1 protein-coding gene is annotated in these 1,210 nt (G+C 65.1%); it reads right to left on the bottom strand.

Features of this window, described 5'->3' with window-relative positions:
• Positions 1 to 132: 132 nt before the first annotated feature.
• Positions 133 to 1,146, bottom strand: coding sequence for an IS5 family transposase (locus ABIB91_RS41665; RefSeq protein WP_007592298.1), 1,014 nt, complete (start codon positions 1,144 to 1,146; stop codon positions 133 to 135).
• Positions 1,147 to 1,210: the final 64 nt, after the last annotated feature.

Here is a 1,210-nt window from a genome sequence, read left to right as displayed (position 1 = left end):
GCGAGGGCTTTGCTTAATTGGCCGAGCGGGAGTGAGGCTCGATATGGGGTATTTTTTTGTGCGGCCTCGGATGGCGCGCGAACGCAGACGGTCTTGTTTTCGTGGCCGATCGATGGCCTTGGGCTGTGGCGGTCACACCACACCTCCCGCGGGACACAGGACCGCCCATCGTTTGAGGTTCATGGCCAGGCAGAGAAGACGCAGATGGGTATGATTGCGTGCCAGGCCCAGATAGCGGGCTCGCGCCCAGCCGTAGACGCCCTTGAGGCGCGCGAAGACCTGCTCGACCGGGGCGCGGCGCCGTCCCACGGCGTCGTTGAAGCGCTTCTGCCGTTCGGTCAGGGGATGATGCTTGTTGGGCCGGAACATCAGCCGCGGCTTGATGCCCCGGGCAGCCAGCCCGGCGCGACGCTCATGCTTGTCATAGGCCTGGTCGGCGTAGACCGCCTTCTCGTCACCGCTGATCAATTCGTCGGCGGGCACCGTATCGTTGACCGCAGCGTCGGTCAGCTTGCTGCGACGAATGATCGCCGAGCCCTGGTCGACACCGACATGCGCCTTGTAGCCGAAGTATCGCTTGCCACCCTTCTTGGTCCATCGCGCATCCGTATCGCGCTCGCTATTGACCAGCTTGCTCGGCGGGCGTCCGTCCGGGCCGGGAGGCAGCGGGTCCTTTGGCGGCTTCGGCGGTTTCACGGCCGCCGGGATCAGGCTGGCGTCGATCAATGTGCCTCGGCGCAGCACCAGCCCGCGCGCGTCGATCTGGCGCAGCATCTCGGCAAACAGCGTCTCGTCCAGGCCAGCCTGCTGCAAAGCTTCGCGGAAGCGCCAGATCGTCGTGTGGTCGGGCGTCTCGTCGCCCAGCGCAAAGCCGCAGAAGTCGCGGAACGAGGCCCGGTCATCGAGCGCTTCTTCCAGTTCCGGATCGGACAGACCGTACCATTGCTGCAACAGCACAGCCTTGAACATCACCAGCCGAGGATAGGCCGGCGCGCCACGCTCCGGCTCCGGCAGGCCGCTCAGCACGCGCTCGACAGCCGCCCAATCCACCAGTTCGCCAATCCGCCTCAGGACCGCACCCCCTTTGCCCCGCCGCGACGCCAACGCATCTGCGAAGCTCGGTTGCCCCACCTGCCGATATGCCATCCCCAGATCCTCTTCAGATGTCTCTTAGAGAATCGCAGATTCGCGATTTACGCAAAGCCCTCGC

Origin of the sequence: Bradyrhizobium sp. JR4.3, assembly GCF_040547695.1 — a bacterium.
GTDB classification, from domain to species: Bacteria; Pseudomonadota; Alphaproteobacteria; order Rhizobiales; family Xanthobacteraceae; genus Bradyrhizobium; species Bradyrhizobium canariense.
This window is presented reverse-complemented; position numbering and strand designations above follow the sequence as displayed.